The sequence below is a fragment of the Citrobacter sp. S46_ASV_140 genome (assembly GCF_018919545.1).
In the GTDB taxonomy this organism is placed as follows: Bacteria; Pseudomonadota; Gammaproteobacteria; order Enterobacterales; family Enterobacteriaceae; genus Citrobacter; species Citrobacter braakii.
Window position 1 is genome coordinate 23,970 of sequence record NZ_JAHLRC010000041.1, and the last position, 12,620, is coordinate 36,589.

Here is a 12,620-nt window from a genome sequence, read left to right on the forward strand (position 1 = left end):
CGTGTGGACGACCACTGTCACAGTATTAGAGGATAACCCGATGTCCTTCACCCGACGAAAATTTGTCATTGGCATGGGGACGGTGATTTTTTTCACTGGCCCAGGTCAAAATCTGTTAGCGAGTACCAGGAGTTCTAAAGACGTACATTACGTCATGATTCACGATGAATCACTGTGTAACGGATGTAATATCTGCGCCCGCGCATGCAGGAAAACCAACCACGTTCCTGCGCAGGGTAGCCGTTTATCGATAGCTCATATTCCGGTTTCGGACAACGACAACGAAACGCTGTATCACTACTTCCGTCAGTCCTGCCAGCACTGTGATGATGCCCCCTGTATTGAGGTGTGTCCGACCGGCGCCTCATGGCGAGATGACAACGGCATTGTGCGGGTAGACACGTCTTCCTGTATCGGCTGCAGTTACTGTATTGGCGCGTGTCCTTATCAGGTGCGCTATCTCAACCCGCAGACCAAAGTGGCGGATAAATGCGACTTCTGCGCTGAATCTCGTCTGGCGAAAGGTTTCCCGCCGATCTGTGTTAACGCCTGCCCGGAACATGCGCTGATTTTTGGTCGCGAAGATAGCCCGGAAATTCAGACCTGGTTGAGAGAAAATAAGTATTACGAGCATCAACTTGCAGGCGCCGGGAAACCCCATCTGTATCGTCGGTTCGGTCAACATTTGATTAAAAAGGAAAATGTATGAACGCGTCGCAGAATGCCGAACAGTTTCACGCCCAGCTTGCACAGTATGTTCCCCTGTTTTCACCGGACTACTGGCCTGTGTGGTTGGTCATCGCCGGGTTAATGCTGGTGGGGATGTGGCTGGTGCTGGCGCTACACGCCATGCTGCGCTTTCGGGCCGCGCATAAAGCGTCGGCAGGGCACGGTGAGAAAGTCTATTTATACTCGAAGGCCGTTCGTTTGTGGCACTGGTCGAATGCGCTGCTATTTCTGCTACTTCTGGTCAGTGGCCTGGTCAATCACTTCTCCGTCGTCAGTGCGTCGGTGATGAAAAGCCTGCTTACCGTGCATGAGGTCTGCGGCTTTTTGCTGCTCGCCTGCTGGATTGGCTTTGTCCTGATCAATCTGATTGGCGGCAACGGGCATCACTATATTATTCAACGTCAGGGCTGGATCGGACGAGCGCAAAGACAAACGCGTTTTTACCTGTTTGGCATTATGCAGGGCGAGTCACACCCATTCCCGGCATCAAAGCGTTGTAAATTCAACCCGCTACAGCAGGCGGCCTATGTTGGCGTGATGTATGGCTTACTGCCACTGCTGTTGATCTCAGGGTTGTTATCGCTCTATCCGACGGTTGTCGGTGACCTGTTCCCCGGCGTGCGTTACTGGTTGCTCCAGGCGCACTTCGCGCTGGCAATAATCAGTCTGTTTTTCATTTTTGGGCATCTTTATCTCTGCACGACAGGTCGTACGCCGGGCGAAACCTTCAAGTGTATGGTGGATGGCTATCACCGGCATTAAGCGATGATGATTACGCGAAGTGACTTACGGGCCTGGCGCGTTGGGCCCGTAATGTATCGCTGGTTTCTACGCGCGTTTCCAACTGGCGGAAGCTACGCTGATGTCCATCGTGCGCTCCAGCGGGAAGGGTATACAGACTGGGCAAATAGCCTGGTGGAATACGGCTGGTCAAAATGGCGGGAAGAGGCGAGTTTTGCCCAGCAGGATATTCGCGCGATGGGGAATATTTCCCGTGTGCAAACGGCGGGGGAAATCAGCCCTCCGCTGGCGAGTGCGGAAGATAATGCCCGATTCAGTTGTGCAGGCGATAACGTTAAAATCACCAGCGCCGGGTATGCCGCACAGATCGCCAGCGCAGGTTACAGCGCACGTATTGGTAGCGTAGGCTATAACGCGCATATCGGCAGTTCAGGCGATCGCGGGCGAATTGCGGTTGCGGGAAATTCGGCACGTATCAGTAGCGTGGGTGACGGGACGCGTATCGCCAGTACCGGCATGCGCGTACGCATCAGTTCGCTCGGCGACAGAAACCGGATTGCCTGCGGTGGTGATTTAACTCAGTTGGCCTGTTTTGGCGCAGAGTCTAAAATCGCCAACTGCGCCGACAACATCCACATTATTGCCAGCGGAGAGAACGCCGTTGTTGCCAGTACCGGTGTTGTCGATTCGATAATACTCGGTCCCGGCGGCTGCGCGGCGCTGGCCTATCACGATGGCGAGAGAATGCGTTTTGCGCTTGCCGTTGAGGGGGAAAATAACATTCGGGCGGGCGTGAAATATCGGCTCAACGAAGACCACCAGTTTGTGGAATGTTGAGCCGTGATCTCATTTTAACGCGAAGCGGCGTTGGGTGATTTTCTCCAGACTCAGGCACAGTAGGTAATAGACCAGTCCCGTAAAAATAAAAATGGCTGCCGGATAGATTTGTACCCGGCTGTTAACCTGACCCGCAACCGTTGTGAGTTCCGGCACGTTAACGATAAACGCCAGCGACGTGTCCTTCAGTAATCCAATAAAAATACCCGTTAGCGATGGCAGTACGTTACGCAGCACCTGCGGCAATAAGATAAGCCACAGGGCCTGATACGGGCGAAAACCCTGAACCACGGCAGCATCATATTGCCCGCCAGGCAGCGCGCTAATTCCTGCATACACTGAGTGCATGACCGAGGCGGCGGTGAACCATGCCAGCGCCAGCGTCACGGTAACGGCTCCGGGGAGATCGCTTCCGGTCAGCATGGGTAGCAAATACCACATCCAGAAAATCACAAAGATTAGCGGAATGCCGCGAATAAACTCCGCCCAGATAAACAACCCGTTGCGAACCGTGCCTGGAAAACGCCAGGCGCAGCAGGCAAGAACTATCCCACCAGGCAAGGCCAGCAGCGCCGCGCCGAGAGCCATTAACAACGTGAGCAGAACGCCGCCGGGTTGTCCCTGGGCCACCCGTCCCCACAGGAGATAATCAAGATTGTCGGTAATGACCGAAATGTTAGCGATCATGCAGTATGCTCCTGACGCTGAAGATACGCGTTTTAACCTTTGACGATTTACCCGATGCAGGTCGTGGGCCAAGACGCGTAAGCAGCATACCCAGAACGATGCCGGTGAACAGATAGAGCGCAGTGCCAACAGCAAAGGCTTCCAGCGCGTGCGCGTTGTAGCTCTCAATTTGCCGCACCTGGTAGGTGAGCTCAGCAAATCCAATACCGCTGGCAAGCGAGGAAAGTTTCATCAGGTTAAGGTATTGCCCAACAATGGGTTGCCAGGCGTTCGCCAGTCCCTGAGGAAGCAGAATGTGACGAAACGTCGCCCAGGATGAAAAACCCTGCGCCACGGCAGCCTCACGTTGTCCGGCAGAAACCGCCTGTAAACCAGAGGCGATCTCCTCGACCAAAAATGCCGAGGTAAATACGCCCAGCCCCCATGCTGAACAGATAAACTCTGGTGTTAACCACCAGACATCGCCTGGCAGAATAGACCAGGGATGCTCTGCATTGATGAAGGTAATGACGTTGCGGGGCAGCCAGTTCCATGCGGCAAAATACCAGAACATCAGTTGCACCAGTAAAGGCGTGTTGCGAAACACCGAAACCCATACACTGACCACCGCTTTGTTGAAGCGATGGCCCGTCAGACGCAGGCCGAGTAGGAAGATGGCAATGAGCGTGGCGAGTACGACACCTGCCAGTATCACCCAGAGCGTGGTGAGAAAACCGGAAATTATCCATTGCAGAGGTTGCCCGCTCAGCACTCCCTGCCAGTCCATTGCAAGCATTATAGCGATGACTCCTGGTGTAACGGGTCGAGCACTTTTTTCAGGAAACGCTGGGTTCTCGGGTGCTGTGGTCGGGTGAAAAAATCCTCCGGCGCGGCCACTTCAAGAATTTCACCGCCATCGATGAATACCACGCGATCGGCAATCTCACGGGCAAAATGCATTTCATGGGTCACGACGATCATGGTGATACCGCTGTGGGCCAGGTTTTTCATCACCTGTAATACCTCGCCGATCATTTCTGGATCCAGCGCGGAGGTGGGCTCATCAAACAGAAGGATTTGCGGCGATGAGGCCAGCGCGCGGGCGATGGCCACGCGCTGTTGCTGCCCACCGGACAACTGTGCGGCATAAGCGCTCGCTTTTTCTGCCAGTCCCACCTGATCCAGCAATTCGAGTGCCCGACGCGCCGCTGCCGCCTTGTTCCAGCCGTGAACATATTCCAGCGCCAGCGAGATGTTCTGATGCGCTGTCAGATGCGAATAGAGATTGAATTGCTGAAAAACGAAACCGATACGGCTGCGTAACTGGCGTAATGCTGCCCCGCGCAACTGACTAATTGGTTTGTCATCAATGAAAATCTCGCCACCGCTGAGCGACTCAAGCTGGTTGATAAGGCGTATAAGCGTGGATTTTCCCGAGCCAGAAGGGCCCAGAATAGTCACCACTTCACCGGGTTCAACTGACAGGCTGACGCCGTTAAGTACGGTATGAGTGTCAAACTGTTTGATGACATTGCGCAGTTCGACGCTTGCCTGGCGCAAATGGGTAAAATCCGCCGCGGAAACTGCACAACGATGAAACAGGGCTGAGAGCATATTACTTCGCTTCTATTTTAAAGGCGCGGGGTTGCGGATTTTTGGTTTCAGGGCCAAACCAGACATCATAAATTTTTGCCGCCTGCCCGGTAGATTCCAGCCTCAAAAGCTCATCATTGACGGCTTTTAACAGCGCTGGCTCACCTTTTTTCACTCCCACGCCAATCTCTTCTTTGCTCAACAGGTCAGGCAGAATTTTGAAATCTGCTTTATCCGGCGCACCGCTTAATAGACCGGCCAGAATCGTACTGTCCTGGGTGATGGCCTGAACATTGCCATTGCGTAGCGCGGTTAACGCCAGTGGAATATCGTCGTAGGCCAGCACACGTGACTGCGGGAAGCGCTGATGGAGCGCCTGCTCACCGGTAGTGCCTTTCACCGCACCGATTCGCGCTTTGCTGTATGCATCGAGCTGGTCCGGGGATTTGGCCGGTACCAGGAACTGCTGCCCGGTAACAAAATAGGGGACGGAGAAGTCAATGACCTGCGCCCGCTCAGGCGTAATCGTGATATCCGCCACGATTAAATCGGCTTTACCGGATTGTAATAACGGAATGCGGTTTGCCGGATTAGTCGCTACCAGTTCCAGTTTTACGCCGAGGGATTTTGCCAGCGCTTCAGCAAAATCAACGTCATAGCCGACAATCTTATGCGTTTTGGCATCGACGGAACCAAACGGTGGATTCGCGTCGAATGTCGCAACTTTTACTATGCCTGCGGCTTTGATATCGGCCAGTTGGTCAGCCTGAGCCTGCGAGGCGGCAATGCCGGTGGCCAGCAGCACGCCGAGTGCCAGCAGTGTTTTTTTAGCGCGATAAGTTTTCGTTGCCATCATGATGTAAATCCCTGTCGTTTTTGGTTTGTGCTTTTTACGCTCCCATAACTTACGTTCAGGACAAAATAAGAAAAAATTCTTATCTATTTACAAAATGTTATTAGTGAAAGCGGTGTTAACAATGGGTAAACGCAATGGGAAATGTAGATAAGAGGAGGGGCATAGTCTGGCGGTAAAAAAACCGGCATTGCGCCGGTTTGGAAATCAGATTTTACAGGCGTCGCCGCAGTCATTATCAGCAATAATGTCCTGCGCTTTCTTGTCAGCATCTTCCAGACGTTCAGCATTACGCTCTTGCGCTTCTTCCAGTCCATCAAAGACCAGATTATCGAGATCAATTTCCATCATTCACCTGCTCAGGTTCAGCGTTTAACATCACATTATTATATTGCAAAAATGTTGCTTAACAGCAGCGATTCTTGCTACTTAGCGTCGAACTCAATTCGGGGTGCCTGTTTATCCGCCAATTGGCCAACAGTTCGCCATTGCTAAAGAACCGTGAAGCGGAAATACCGAAAAATACTTGTGCCCTCGACTGTTCTACTTCCACTTTTTCATTAACGTGATGCGCGATCATTTTTAACAAATTAGCGACAAAATCACTATACATATAACTTAATATCTTTTATACATTAATTGTTCAACCCTGCGACTATTCCACAAAAGAGAAAGCTATATGGAACAGACACCTGATAAGAAAAACGATAATTTTCAAAAAGATGGCAAAGAACAGTTCAATCGCTCGATCGGTCTTATTTCAAACTTTGCGTTGGGTTTTACCTACCTTTCGCCGCTTACCGCCGTCTATTCGCTGTTTGCACTGGCCGTAACGCTGGCGGGGCCGCCCGCAGTCTGGTGGATTTTAATCGTCGCATGTGGACAACTTTTGGTGGCGTTGGTGTTTGGTGAGGTGGCTTCCCAGTATCCGATAACCGGCGGGCTTTATCCCTGGGCCAGAAGGTTATGGGGCAAGAAATATGCGTGGATCGCTGCCTGGATTTACCTGTGGGCACTGGTGGTCACCATTACGTCAATCGCGGAATATACTTCAACATTTGTTGAGTCGCTCTTCCACTATGGTCAGACGCCAGCCACTATGTTGGCGACTTCCGTCCTGCTGCTGCTTTTGATGATGGCTGTTAATATGTCCGGGACTAAAAATCTGGCTCGGGTCGCAAAAATTGGCTTCTGGTGTGAAATCGTTAGCGTGATTGCGCTGGGAATTTATCTGCTGATATTCCACCGTTCGCAGCCATTCTCCGTAATTTTTGATTCGATGGGCGTGCTGGCGCATGACGGCAGCTATTCCACCGCATTTATGTCTGCCGCGCTGATGGGGCTGTTTATGTTCTTTGGCTTTGAGGCCTGCGGTAACGTTGCGGAAGAGGTACAGAATCCAAGTAAAAAGATCCCGGTTGCGATGATTTTGAGCATCGTATTTGGTGCGATTTCGGCGATTATTTCCGTCATGGGATACCTCCTGGCTTCACCAAATCTGGTCAGTATCGTGAATGGCAAAACGTCTGATCCCATTCCGGCCATCCTTAATGAAGCACTTGGTGAAACTGGCGCAACTATCTTTATCATCGTCGCGATTGTGGCGATGCTGTCGTGCATTTTGTCTCTGCAGGCTGCGTTAAGCCGCCTTATCTTTTCTTTCTCCCGCGACAGAATGCTGCCGGGAAGTGAGTGGATGTCAAAGATCTCTAAAAATGGCGTTCCGGATAATGCGATGGTTGTTAGCTGTCTGCTGCCAGTCATCATCTGCGTTTGGGTCTATTTCCAGCCAGACAATCTGTCGCGTATTACCGCGTTTGCCGTCATCGGTATTTATATCTCGTTCCAGATGGTTGTGCTTGCCGCACTGCGCCAGCGCCTGAAAGGCTGGAAACCGGCCGGGGAGTGGACCATTGGCGGTTGGGGCGTGATTGTGAACGTGCTGGCGCTAGCCTATGGATTGTGTGGGATCTGGTTGTTGGCGCAACCGGCAGACAGCAGCGATTTCATCGACCGTTGGACGGTACTGTTCGGCCTGGCGATTGTCGTTGGCTCCGGGCTTATCTATATGTTCCTGACCCGACCGTTTGGTCGCTCTGCGGCACCAGAAAATGACGCCATTGCCTACGCTAACAAGCTGAATATGGGGCAGGATAACTAAACACTAAGGGCCTTCGGGCCCTTAGTTTTGATAGTGATAAAGGATAAAGTAGTCGCTCTGATAAACAACGGTACTGTTTGCGGGAGAGAGTAATTCACCCACGCGAAAACGTGGCCAACTGGAAAAGATAATTCTGTTTTCCAGATTGGTCAGAATGACATAGTCAGGATGAGCGCAGGAAAGCAGTTCGGCCTCAATCTGACTGACCAGCAGATCGACGGCGGCAACGCCAAGAAACTGATCGTTGTAGTAGATCGGCACTGCCGAGGTCAGGGTGTAGGAAATATTGCAGATATAGTCGACGTAGGGACCGTGGATATAGGCTTTTCCTGCCGGAGGTGAGTGCTTAAACCACTCGAAGGTTCTGAAATCCAGACGTTGCTGGGTGGCCTGATCTAAATCGAGGTTTGCCTGACTCAAACCATTATCTTTCTTATACCACCATTCCAGCAGCCAATACTCTTTTGTGGTGGCAGTGCTCTCAATATGGCTGGCGAACCCGGCCCCTGAACAGTAATGATTGTTACTGAGGGTGCGCTTGATGTGTTGCTGAACGGTAGATCTCACCGATGGATCGAGGACAACTTCTGCTGAGGCCTTTTGCACCCCGGAAATCGCCTCATGGATGCTCCTCGCCAGCGCAACGGTAGAATCTACGGTAGAGGCGGTAATATCATCAATCTTACGAATTAATGCGCTTAAGGATGTCGAAGAGCTCATTGTCTGTCCTGCCTTCACTGATTGTCAGTTCGAGTTATATTTCAGCTTTTTTTCAATAAGGTAATAGGTAAACGTGTCGATGATCCGTGTGGCAAGCTGCACGGATTCTGCCTCGTTGTGAGCAGCCAGCGCATCGGCCAGTGCCGAGTAAAGCGCAATAATTTCGGCATGAATGTTGTCTGCGCGATAAAGTATCGCCACCAGCGATGCCCATTCAGCCTGGACCTGCAGCTCCTGATTGGCCAGTCGCGCCGAATGTGAACTGGCAGCTATCGCCAGTAGACAGCGCATATCGGCCTGGGTCATCAGCTCTGGTGAGTTTGCCTTGCTGAGCACCTCAACAAACTCGCGAAATTTGGCGATATCCGCGCCGGTCATCCGTCTGGAAGCCAGCCTTGCGCTATGGCTGATAATGGCGCAATGCATTTCGCCCAGGTCAGAAAGATAATCCGTACTGATCGCTTTGAACGGATGCAGGGCGCTGTTTTTGCCATCAATATTTTCGCAAACGAAGCTCCCGCCATTACGACCACGAACCGTATGGATAAGATTATTAGCCCGAAGCGTGTTTAGCGCTTCTCTGATAGTGATATGTGAGACACCCATCATCTTTGCCAAATCAGTTTCGTTGGGGAGCTGTTCTTTTGGCTCCAGCAACCCCGTGATAATGGCGTTTGACAGGCGCTGCACTATCTGGTCTGAACGACTGACCTGCCCGATAGGCGCAAATATGACCGCGTGAGTAATCATAATCTTTTCTGCACTCAATTCCCTGAAACAACGACCATTTTTAACACATGCCCGTCAGGCAAGGAAGGTAAGAATGGCCGAGTTATTTTACATGCCTATGCGCAACGTCACTGCACAAGCGGATGTGTGTCCCGATAACTTCATGATGAGCTGAGCATAAAGCCTCGGCTCACGATGAAAAGCCTTGTCCCGAAAATGTAAAAATTAAGTTAAAAATGCGAGGCTTATCATAGTGTCAATGTTGCGCATTTGAAAATCTTTTACAATATATATATTACATAAGGTTCTTTATGTATTAACGGGCGGGAGACAGACATGAAAACCCTGAAGCATTTTATCAATGGGCAATATGTAGCAGGTCGTAGCGAAGATACCTTCGAACTGGTGAGTCCGGTCGACGGCGAAACGTACGCATTATCACCCAACGCCAATGCGAAAGAGGTGGAGCAGGCCTACTCGGCGGCGGAGGCGGCGTTTAGCATCTGGCGAAAATCGACGCCGGCACAGCGGCAAAAGGCGTTATTGCAGCTGGCAGATGAGATTGAACGAAACGTTGAGCGGCTGGTGAACGCGCAGAGTCAGGAGACCGGTCAGCTTCGCCATTTTATTGAGAAGGAAGAGATCGCGGCATCCTGCGATGCCATCCGCTTTTTTGCCGGTGCGGCGCGCTGTCTTGAAGGGAAAGCGGCAGGGGAATATTCCGCTGGGTTTACCTCGACTATCCGCCGTGAACCGCTGGGTATCGTTGGCCAAGTCACGCCATGGAACTACCCGTTCATGATGGCGGTATGGAAGATTGCGCCAGCGCTGGCAGCAGGCAATACGGTCGTATTAAAACCCAGCGACACCACGCCGGTCAGCACGCTGCTGTTGGCTGAACTGGCCGCGCCGTTGTTCCCAAGAGGGGCGTTTAACGTCGTATTAGGTAAAGCCAGCACCGGTTCGCTGGTGGTTTCAAACCCAAAGGCCTCACTGGTTTCGATTACCGGTTCGGTCCGCGCGGGTCTACAGGTTGCGGCTTCGGCAGCGGCGAACCTGACCAAGGCACATCTGGAATTGGGCGGGAAAGCGCCTGCGGTGGTGTTTGCTGATGCAGATATGGACAAGGCGATCGCGACGATCACCACGGCAGGCTTCTTCAATGCCGGCCAGGATTGCACGGCGGCTACGCGTATTCTGGTCGAACAATCCATCTACGCTGAATTCCTGGAAAAGCTGGTTCAGAAAACGAAGAGTATTAAATTTGGACCGCCAGCGGATCAGGCTGCGCTATATGGCGCATTGAACAGTAAAAACCAACTGGAGCAGGTGAAAGGCTTTATTGCGCGTTTACCGGCACATGCAAAAATTGAAACGGGTGGGCGTGCCGGGCCAGGTCCGGGCTTCTATTTTGAGCCGACGATCGTCTCCGGATTGCATCAACATGACGAAGCTATTCAGCATGAAGTATTTGGACCGGTAATGACTATTCAGCCGTTTTCGACTGATGAAGAGGGTCTACACAAAGCGAATGATGTGGAATATGGTCTGGCCGCCAGCGTCTGGACCAGTAACCATGGTCGCGCACAGCGCTTCAGCATTGACCTCGATTTTGGCACCGTGTGGATCAACAATCACATTCCTCTGTGCGCCGAAATGCCGCACGGCGGGTTCAAAAAATCGGGTTATGGCAAAGATCTCTCATCCTATTCGCTCGAAGAATATACTCGGGTGAAACATATCATGTGTGACATTTCTGAATAGAGAGGATTTCGATGAAAACATTAAACATAGCGGTGCTTTCATTCGTGATGTTCTCGGGCTATAGCCTGGCAGAAAGCACATCGCTGAATACCGTTAAAGAGTACATGGCAGCCTGGAATGCACACGATGCTTCGCGAGCCGCGCAATATCTTGCTGATGACGCAGTCTATTATGATGCCGCCGCTGGCGAACCGATAAATGGCAGAGAAAAAGCTGAAAAAGAGGTTATCGGTGCCTTTATTAAGGCGGTGCCAGATCTGAGCTGGAAAATGGTCGGCAAACCCGTTTACGACGAAGATACCGTGGCGTTTCGTTGGGAATTTTCAGGCAATAATAGTGGCGAATGGGCAGGGAGTCCGCCGACAAATAATCCGATAAAATTTGAAGGTGTCAGCTATATTCATGTTAAAGCAGGTAAAATCACCTGGCAAGGCGATTATTATGATTCTAAAAAACTGGATGAAGAGTTAAAGCCAGGGAAATAGTCGGCTATCCCCCTTTATTACTATGAAGGGGGACATCTCTTATTTGTGTCGTATTTAGGGCAGTGTGTAGCAATAAGGAAAAAAGTTAATGGCAATTACCAGACGTGATTTTCTCAACGGCGTCGCGGTGACTATTGCGGCGGGGCTTACCCCGCTGGAATGGGTCAGGGCGGCAGGAAAGGGAAACGCATTTATAGATGGAAATTATTATCCGCCAGGGCTGACGGGGCTGCGGGGTAATCATCCTGGATCGTTTGAAATGGCGCATGCAGTAGGCCGCGAGCATAAACATTTTGATTTAAACGCTCTGCCCGTTGAGGAAGAGTATGATCTGGTGATTGTGGGCGGCGGTATTAGCGGGCTGGCTGCCGGTTGTTTCTGGCGCCAGCTTGCCGGGCAAAATAGCCGGATCCTGATCCTCGATAACCATGACGATTTTGGCGGACACGCCAAACGTAACGAATTTACGAGCTCAGGTAAGAAATTACTCGGCTATGGCGGCAGCGAAGCATTCCAGTCGCCCGCGCACAATTTCAGCCCTGAGGTGCAAAAACTGATGGAAACCGTGGGCGTCAGCGTCACGCGGTTAAAAGAGAGTTTTGACGTAAACTTCTACCCCGACTGGCAGCTCAGTCGTGGCGTGTTCTTCGACAAAAAGAATTTTGGCGAGACAAAAATCGTCAGCGGCGATCCGGGGCGCGCGGTATCTGATGATATCCCGCCGAACAGGCTCAATGGCCGTAAAATTGAAGACTTTATCAATGATTTTCCGCTAAGTGAGCACGACCGAAAGGCGTTGATCGACCTGCACGTCCATCCTGGCGATTATCTTCCGGGCATGACGGTCGATGAGAAAATGGAATGGCTGGATACCCACAGCTACAGTGAGTTTTTGGCCACAAAAGTTGGTTTGAGCAAAATGGCGCTGCTCTATTTTCAGCAGCGTTCTAATGACTTCTTTGCCATCGGCATTGAAGGCATTTCCTGTAGCGATGCCAGAGCGTGCGCATTACCCGGCATGGAGGCGCTGGGAATACCGCCGTTGGACGGCGAGTCGCTGGCCGACCTCGAAGAGCCGTATGTTTACCATTTCCCTGACGGTAACGCCGGGCTGGCCCGACTGTTAGTCAGGTATATGCTGCCGGATGCGCTACCGGGTAACACGATGGAAGACTCTGTCCTTGCCAGACTGCATTACGAAAAGCTGGATCTGCCGGAAAACACCACGCGCCTGCGTCTGAACAGCACGGTGATTAATGCGGCCAACACAAAGGATGGCGTGGTGGTGACCTATCTGCGTGACGGCAAAATGCATCGCGTGCGCGGTAAAAACACCATCATG

At 51.7% G+C, this 12,620-nt stretch carries 14 protein-coding genes; 7 read left to right on the forward strand and 7 right to left on the reverse strand.

From position 1 onward, the window contains the following. Positions 1–40: 40 nt before the first annotated feature. From KQJ19_RS12475 to ydhT, 3 genes are read left to right on the forward strand one after another with little or no spacing between them, the layout of a single operon-like run. Complete coding sequence (locus tag KQJ19_RS12475) at positions 41–709, forward strand: 4Fe-4S dicluster domain-containing protein (RefSeq protein ID WP_016152923.1); 669 nt, start codon at positions 41–43, stop codon at positions 707–709. Continuing rightward, positions 706–1,491, forward strand: coding sequence for a thiosulfate reductase cytochrome B subunit (gene phsC, locus KQJ19_RS12480; RefSeq protein WP_019076690.1), 786 nt, complete (start codon positions 706–708; stop codon positions 1,489–1,491). Before KQJ19_RS12475 ends, phsC begins: the two co-directional genes overlap by 4 nt. Positions 1,492–1,494: 3 nt before the next feature. Continuing rightward, on the forward strand, positions 1,495–2,307 hold the full coding sequence (gene ydhT / locus KQJ19_RS12485) for a protein YdhT (protein WP_016156379.1): 813 nt from the start codon (positions 1,495–1,497) through the stop codon (positions 2,305–2,307). 9 nt (positions 2,308–2,316) lie between these two features. On the opposite strand, the gene KQJ19_RS12490 is transcribed toward ydhT, so the two are convergent. The 5 genes from KQJ19_RS12490 to KQJ19_RS12510 all read right to left on the reverse strand — a co-directional run bounded on the left by KQJ19_RS12490 (position 2,317) and on the right by KQJ19_RS12510 (position 5,767). Next, positions 2,317–2,994: an ABC transporter permease subunit gene (locus tag KQJ19_RS12490; RefSeq protein WP_016156380.1), complete on the reverse strand. Its 678-nt coding sequence runs from the start codon at positions 2,992–2,994 to the stop codon at positions 2,317–2,319. Next, a complete protein-coding gene (locus KQJ19_RS12495) occupies positions 2,984–3,769 on the reverse strand; it encodes an amino acid ABC transporter permease (protein WP_216403709.1) in 786 nt (261 codons plus the stop codon). Before KQJ19_RS12495 ends, KQJ19_RS12490 begins: the two co-directional genes overlap by 11 nt. Next, entirely contained in the window at positions 3,769–4,587 is an 819-nt protein-coding gene (locus KQJ19_RS12500) for an amino acid ABC transporter ATP-binding protein (RefSeq protein ID WP_047417775.1), read from the reverse strand. Before KQJ19_RS12500 ends, KQJ19_RS12495 begins: the two co-directional genes overlap by 1 nt. Before the next feature lies 1 nt (position 4,588). Further along, positions 4,589–5,422 carry an ABC transporter substrate-binding protein gene (locus KQJ19_RS12505; RefSeq protein ID WP_049281875.1) on the reverse strand — a complete coding sequence of 278 codons (834 nt, stop codon included), beginning with the start codon at positions 5,420–5,422 and terminating at the stop codon, positions 4,589–4,591. Positions 5,423–5,626: 204 nt separating this feature from the next. Beyond that, the gene (locus tag KQJ19_RS12510; protein WP_016152930.1) at positions 5,627–5,767 is read right to left on the reverse strand and encodes a hypothetical protein; all 141 of its coding nucleotides are present in this window, start codon (positions 5,765–5,767) and stop codon (positions 5,627–5,629) included. Between the two features lie 331 nt (positions 5,768–6,098). Between KQJ19_RS12510 and KQJ19_RS12515 the strand changes: the two genes are divergently transcribed. Then, a complete protein-coding gene (locus KQJ19_RS12515; RefSeq protein WP_016152931.1) occupies positions 6,099–7,580 on the forward strand; it encodes an APC family permease in 1,482 nt (493 codons plus the stop codon). A gap of 21 nt (positions 7,581–7,601) precedes the next feature. Here the strand turns inward: KQJ19_RS12515 and KQJ19_RS12520 are convergent, their stop codons facing one another. Further along, positions 7,602–8,300: a cache domain-containing protein gene (locus KQJ19_RS12520; RefSeq protein ID WP_049281872.1), complete on the reverse strand. Its 699-nt coding sequence runs from the start codon at positions 8,298–8,300 to the stop codon at positions 7,602–7,604. Between the two features lie 24 nt (positions 8,301–8,324). Further along, entirely contained in the window at positions 8,325–9,050 is a 726-nt protein-coding gene (locus KQJ19_RS12525) for a GntR family transcriptional regulator (protein ID WP_016156385.1), read from the reverse strand. Positions 9,051–9,365: 315 nt separating this feature from the next. On the opposite strand from KQJ19_RS12525, the gene KQJ19_RS12530 reads away from it, so the two are divergent. From KQJ19_RS12530 to KQJ19_RS12540, 3 genes are all read left to right on the forward strand, one after another. Then, on the forward strand, positions 9,366–10,793 hold the full coding sequence (locus tag KQJ19_RS12530) for a gamma-aminobutyraldehyde dehydrogenase (RefSeq protein ID WP_047499621.1): 1,428 nt from the start codon (positions 9,366–9,368) through the stop codon (positions 10,791–10,793). An 11-nt stretch (positions 10,794–10,804) separates the two neighbouring features. After that, a complete protein-coding gene (locus KQJ19_RS12535) occupies positions 10,805–11,278 on the forward strand; it encodes an ester cyclase (RefSeq protein WP_216403710.1) in 474 nt (157 codons plus the stop codon). A gap of 88 nt (positions 11,279–11,366) precedes the next feature. Then, positions 11,367–12,620, forward strand: a 1,254-nt coding sequence (locus KQJ19_RS12540) for an FAD/NAD(P)-binding protein (RefSeq protein WP_216403711.1), incomplete at its 3' end; no start/stop codon positions are given.